The organism is Scytonema sp. UIC 10036 (assembly GCF_009725235.1).
On the sequence record NZ_WJFC01000167.1, the window covers coordinates 23,843 to 30,088 of the forward strand.

Here is a 6,246-nt window from a genome sequence, read left to right on the forward strand (position 1 = left end):
CATAGTCAGATAAAACTACACAAAAAATTTAAAATTTTCATAGCAAATCAAGACGTTGTATTTAACGTCTGTACAAATGTTAAATTCTTATGAACAATCCTTAACGTACCTTCTCATTTAAATGCACTGCTTCAGAAACCTGGTAACTCCTGCGAAACCGGGTTCTAGATTTTGAGTTGGTTTTGATTAAGCTATTGATTTCACATTTCCTATTGGTTATCATATATATTTAACGCCCATTTGTTGATGTTCATTGTTCAACTGCTCCTAAGTCCAAAAACCTATATTTTTCTTCATGCAAAGCATTTATCCCCCTAATGTTCATTCCAGCAAAGGGTTGATTAATAAATTTGGCAACTTCATTTCCTTTAATGTCCCATAGAATAACTGTTTCATCATGAGAGCCACTAGCAACGAGTGAATATTGAGTGTTCCAAGCAATTGACCAAATCCAGTGGTCGTGTTTTTTAGAAAAGGTTTTGATTAACTTGGTTTGGCGAACATCCCAAAGGTTAATCGCCGCATCATTTCCTCCACTAACGAGAAATTTACCGTTTGGACTGAAGACAACAGAATGTACTTGATCGGTGTGACCCTCCAATAAGGCAATACACTTTGCCGTTTGAACATCCCAAAGCTTGATAGTGCGATCGGAACTTGCACTTGCCAATAACCTGTCATCGGGACTAAACGCGATCGCCCAAATCTTATCTTCATGCGCTTCCAGGATATCGATCTCAATTTCAGGGTTACGGCTTGGAGGAGCAAACGCCTTAAAGATATCATCCGTACCGTTCTTGAATTTTCGCAGCACAATTTTGCCATCTTCACCCGCACTTGCCAGAATTCGATTGTCATGGCTAAATGTAGACGACCATACTTGACCTTCATGCTCGGTTAAAGTCGCGATCGACTCAACAATTCCCTCAAGCTTCCGCCAGTTACCTTCTCTCAAGTTTCTACGGTAAGTTTCCAAATACTCATCTAGTTCCCGCAGATCCCAAAGAACCACTGTATGGTCTGCGCTAGTACTTGCAAGGACTCGATTATCTGGACTAAACGCTACAGATCTCACCGGATCGATATGTTCTGTAAGAATATCTACTTGAGTTCCTGTTGCTAAATCCCAAAGTTTGACTTGGTTATCCGATCCGCCAGATGCTAAAACTTGACCGTTAGGGCTAAATGCCACTGCCCAAGTTCTGGTAAAGTCTCCTCGCAAGACTTTAATTCGTTCCAAACAATATTGATTAGCTGATTCCTGTTGAATTTGCAGTAGGGGAATTTGCCCGTCGTCACAGGCAAGTGCTAGCATTTTTCCATCAGGGCTAAAGGCTAGGTTCCATACCCAACTGGTGAGACCTTCAAATACATGAGTTGGCTGTATCCTCCATCTTCTCTCACCATTTTGGCTGAATTCAATTTTCCAACTTTTCACCGTTTTGTCATCGCTAGCACTTACGAGGATATGTTCTAAATTGCGAGAAGTTTGGTTAAATGCAACACCTAAGACTTTGCCTTTATGTGCTTTCAGTTGTTGCACTGCTCTCCCATCAACTAAATCCCACAAGATAACACTACCGTCGTAACTTGCACTGGCGAGTAAGTCACCATTGTGACTAAAACTGACAGCCCATATGGCATCATCATGGCTCAATATGTCATCATTTTGCTGTTTCAGCAACTGAATTCGTTCGCCTGTTTCTACTTGCCAAAGTCTCACCGAACCATTGGCGGCACCCGTTGCTAAAAACTCTCCGTTGGGACTAAATGCTAGGGCATAAATGGCACAACTGTGCAAGCCTAATTCCCATTTACACTCCAGTTGGTTATTGTGGCAATACCACAGTTGTACGTTCCCCTCATTGGAACCTACTGCGAAATATTGCTGTTGAGTTTGGTTCGGACAAAAGGCAATACGAATTCCGCGAAGATTGTTCAAGTGCGAATCTGTGATTTCTTCAAACCCAGCGCTTGCATCCCACAGCTTAACCATTCCCTCGTCATTTGTAGCAGCTATAAATCCACGATCGTTCCCCCGACTACCACAGTAAAAGTTGGCACTAAACCCTACTGATTTTACTGCACCGCTATGTTCTAACGGGGGCAAAAAGCTGCGATTCTTCTTACCGTTGACTCGCCAAAGCCTCACTTTACCATCGTCGCCACCACTTGCAAGAAGTTCACCATCTGGGCTAAATGCCAGTGACCACACCCAACCTGTATGTTCTCGTTCAAAAGCGCGATCGAACTGCCAGCTCGTACCATCAAATCGCCACAGCCTCACTTTGCCGTCAGCATCTCCTACGGCAATCTTTTCTTCTCTTGGACTGAAGGCAATGGTATCGGGACATCCCAATCCTTCCGGGAAAAGGCAGTCAACTAATGTGGTATTTGTAAAGTTGGTGTAGCGTAGGTTGACTCCTTTGAAATTTGCCTGCCGAATTGTGAGTTCGGAGAAATCCCAACCTTCAATATCAATTTGAAGCCCGCAAAGCAGGTTAAAGAGATTTCCGGTTGCATAGCCACACCATCGTTCGGGATTGACTTGCAGTGTTGCAATGCATTGTTTGAGATGAGCGGCTAAATCTTGGTTGGTTTTGAAAACTTCTTTGAGTCTTGCTTGTAGGGGTTGTAGGACTGAACGAATTTGTTCTTGACGATCCTGCTCTTGGGCTGTGGCTTTAACTAGGATGAGTGTATCGAGCACGTCAAAATGCTGATTTTGAATATCTTGCAATACATCTTGAATGACTAATGCTCGACTGCCCTCAGCAATTACAGGGTGGACAAGGTAGCGTTTGCGACTATCTAAATCTAGAAGCGATCGCCCTTTCAAGGAATCAATGTACGTTTTGAGACGTACCAACAAGTCTTCTGAAAGAATATCTTCTGGCAATTCAGAATAGGCAACTGCCCTACCATAACTGGCAATTCGGTATAGTAATTCCTGTTCTGGTTGAGTCAAATTCTCGATTAACTCTTGAACCCGAATAGCCAAATCATCAGAAACTTTAATATCCTCTAAATAATCGGAAACACTGCCGCCATATCTTGACTGAATCTCTGCTGCAACCAGACGAATTCCCAAAGGGCTACCTCCCAATTTATCAGTCAGCTGTTTTAGCTCATTAGGAGATATTTGTAAGTTTCGTTTAGATAAAATAGTTTGCACTTCATGGGATTTCAACCCTCGTAAATCAATAGAGCGAATTGGACGTTTAATCAACTCATTATCGGTTTCCTTAAGAGGAAATTCCCGACAGGTAATGATGATATGACTGTTATGTCCTGCTGCTGCAAGTTGTTCTACGAGTTTGCCATAGTCACCATATTGCTCAATATCATATTCACCCACCAAACCTTTAGATTTAAAAACTGTTTGGAAGTCGTCAAGAATCAGCAAACAGCGAAAGCTTCGCAAACACTGAATGAGTTGAGAAATTAAATGCTCTAAGGCTTTGGCTTCATCTAGTTCTGTATCTGGTGTTTGTAAGGAAAAGCAAGTATTAAGCAGTTCAGAAATAAATTCGTTTAGCTTTTTGGGGCGACGCAAGGATTTGAAGATAATTGCAATAAATTCGCAGTTGTCTTTGTTTAAATTGGCTTGTTCGTCAGCAAACCGATACACGAGGGAACTTTTCCCAATACCACCAGGACCTTTAACAATGGTTAGTTTTGTTTGCTTGTCTAGAGCGTATTCTCCAATCTCTTTCAGTTCGTCTTTACGCCCAACAAACACTAAATCTGATACATCTAAAGTTTCGTCAAAATGGTTTTGGGGAGTTTTAGGAATATTTTGGTCTAGATCGGGTGGCTGGGGAGATATAGTTTGTAGAGCTAACAGTGCATCAGCATTGGGATGCAACTGTTTTAATTTCATCTCAATTGCCACTCGAAAGTTAGTCTTGTTCAAATTAGAGTTGAAAACTCGACTTAAAAGTTTCAGCAGCCTGGGTCCCGCAGATTGCATCAGGTAAGAGAGTTTATACTCACTTGAGTTTGCCATATCTTCATAAGTTTTTCCCTGCCAGATTCCACTGAGCACAAATTTTTCACCCTCACTTAGGGCACGATTGCGCTCAGCCAATACTGCTTCTTCAATCAAGTTCAGTACCTCTTGGGGGATACGGTCTGCTGGCATAGCTTTCACCAAAATGCGGTTCGACCAATATATAAGAATAAACTAACTTAGCTGGAAACTTTCTTAACAAAAGTTAAGTTTCCTTAGAAGTCTTCCTTTCGTTTCCTAGCTGTACCAGGAAATGCAGTATGAGAGGCTCTACCTTTCATCATGGGTTAAATAGAGGTAGAGCCTCTCTAAAGGCATTCCCAGCCTGAGGCTGGGAACAAGGTGAGGGATTAGCATAACTTTAGGCTAAGTTGACTTAATACCCACTTGACAGAGGAAAATTACTCATATATTCTTTAAAATATCTTTAAACAAAGACTGGTGTTTGAGGTCTATAATATGCATCCCTCTCCAGCCAAGCTCGATACACCTGACAAAGTTATCAATTATTGTTGTGAAGAAATTTTACTCAATACGACTTGGCGAGGGGGAGGTAATGGTGTGGTTGTGATTTGTACTGATGTCGTTAAGAACGGTGCGATCGCAGGTTCGATTGAAGGTTGGCAAAATATTAGTTTTTGTATGAGTTGCGAGCACGTTCAGGTTTATCAGCCCCTGCAGAAAAAGCAATCTTGCTACCCAAGCGACGTTTGTGAAGTATTTGGGTTTATAGAGCACGAACTGTTGAGGACTTGGAAAAGTTCTGTCAAAGGTTTTGCAAAAAACTCTACGAAAAGTTCTGTGAGCGGCAGATTGACTATACGAAGTGAATGTATCAACAATGCAGGACGGGTTCGCGTACTCGTTGGAGAAACTGTTCGTCGGAGGATGTTTGTAGAAACCAAATTTCTCGCTAGTTAGAAAATAGTTCAAGTGTGAAGCTTCAATCCTTGTTACAAGGATGGCTCAAATTAACAAAAAATCCAAGATACAACCTTGCAAAGAGGGTGGTTACCATTCCAGGCAGGTGCAACAGAATTTAGATTCTATGCGCCTGCCATTCTTGTTTTTCCGCCGTGTTGAGCGGTGCATTTTCACTCTTGAGACTGTGACAACCGTGCAATTCAGTTTTTGTTAACAGATAACAAGTTACCTACAAAAATTATTGGAGTGCATCACCATGACAACAAATCAATACAGCCGTTTATTCAAATTGACTGTTAGATTTTTCAAGTATTTCCTGCTAGCAGTCTTTGGGTTTGCGATCGTTTGCCTTGTCTCAGCGAGTTTTGGAGCTTCAAGTATTGTCACAATAATGTTACCCTTTGTGGGTACTTGGTTTGGTAAGCTCGCAATTCTCTTGTTATGTTTGATGATTGTGACAGCTTTTTTAGAGTCTCTACGTTAGGGGTTAGGGGTTAGGGGTTAGGGCAAGAGGGATTAGGGGACTAGGGGCTAGGGGGCTAGGGGGACAAGGAAGAAATAATAACCAATGCTCTATGCCCATTGCCCATTGCCCAATTCCCAATGCCCACTCCTACTCCTTTATCAAACTCAGGATTGATGAGTTATTTGCCTAAAACTTGACAAAATTGGACTTAGAAATCTTGTATGCGAGCTTCGCAAAGGGTGAAGGATGATTAAATCCTGGATGGTGATTGGCGGAGTGGCATTCTTGGTTGCATTAGCTTCCAACATCATTACTCCCGACGATGTTAAATGGTTTAAGCGTTTGCAAAGACCGAGATGGCTTACTTTTGAGGCAGCAATCCCAGTTATCTGGACTGTAGTATTTATTTGTGGTGCTTGGTCAGCTTATATTGTTTGGGAAAACAATCCAGGAACAACTAAAACTTGGTTGCTCATGGTTTTATATCTCCTTTTAGAAATTGTTACAGTCGCTTATAACCCGGTCATGCTTCGACTTCGCAGTTTGAAAGCGGGTACGATCGTTGGCGGTACCGGTTTTATTGTAGGAATTATATTAGCACTAGCAGTTTTATCTGTCTCTGGTTGGGCAGCACTGCTCATTGTTCCCTATTTACTTTGGAGTCCCATTGGTACGTATACCACTTGGAAAATGATACAACTTAATCCAAAAGATGCGTAAAGTAGATAGTGGTTAGTGGTTAGTGGTTAGTGGTTAGTGGTTAGTGGTTAGTAGATAGTGGTTAGTAGATAGTGGTTAGTAGATAGTGGTTAGTAGATAGTGGTTAGTAGATAGTAGTTAGTAG

General features: G+C 41.7%; 4 protein-coding genes. 3 read left to right on the forward strand and 1 reads right to left on the reverse strand.

The window, feature by feature from the left end:
* Positions 1–250: 250 nt before the first annotated feature.
* On the reverse strand, positions 251–4,144 hold the full coding sequence (locus F7734_RS45885; protein ID WP_155751009.1) for an NACHT domain-containing protein: 3,894 nt from the start codon (positions 4,142–4,144) through the stop codon (positions 251–253).
* Positions 4,145–4,471: 327 nt separating this feature from the next.
* Here F7734_RS45885 and F7734_RS45890 point away from each other — a divergent pair, with 327 nt between their 5' ends.
* The 3 genes from F7734_RS45890 to F7734_RS45900 all read left to right on the forward strand — a co-directional run bounded on the left by F7734_RS45890 (position 4,472) and on the right by F7734_RS45900 (position 6,122).
* A complete protein-coding gene (locus F7734_RS45890) occupies positions 4,472–4,933 on the forward strand; it encodes a hypothetical protein (protein ID WP_155751010.1) in 462 nt (153 codons plus the stop codon).
* A gap of 259 nt (positions 4,934–5,192) precedes the next feature.
* Positions 5,193–5,420 (forward strand): hypothetical protein, encoded by a 228-nt coding sequence (locus F7734_RS45895; RefSeq protein ID WP_155751011.1) that lies wholly within the window; start codon positions 5,193–5,195, stop codon positions 5,418–5,420.
* 228 nt (positions 5,421–5,648) lie between these two features.
* Positions 5,649–6,122: a TspO/MBR family protein gene (locus tag F7734_RS45900; RefSeq protein WP_155751012.1), complete on the forward strand. Its 474-nt coding sequence runs from the start codon at positions 5,649–5,651 to the stop codon at positions 6,120–6,122.
* The last annotated feature ends 124 nt before the right edge of the window (positions 6,123–6,246 follow it).

What these genes read in the sequence shown, in the direction of transcription:
- F7734_RS45885 (WP_155751009.1), bottom strand. Translation starts at nt 4,144, where the DNA reads ATGCCAGCAGACCGTATCCCCCAAGAGGTACTGAACTTGATTGAAGAA.
- F7734_RS45890 (WP_155751010.1), top strand. Translation starts at nt 4,472, where the DNA reads ATGCATCCCTCTCCAGCCAAGCTCGATACACCTGACAAAGTTATCAAT.
- F7734_RS45895 (WP_155751011.1), top strand. Translation starts at nt 5,193, where the DNA reads ATGACAACAAATCAATACAGCCGTTTATTCAAATTGACTGTTAGATTT.
- F7734_RS45900 (WP_155751012.1), top strand. Translation starts at nt 5,649, where the DNA reads ATGATTAAATCCTGGATGGTGATTGGCGGAGTGGCATTCTTGGTTGCA.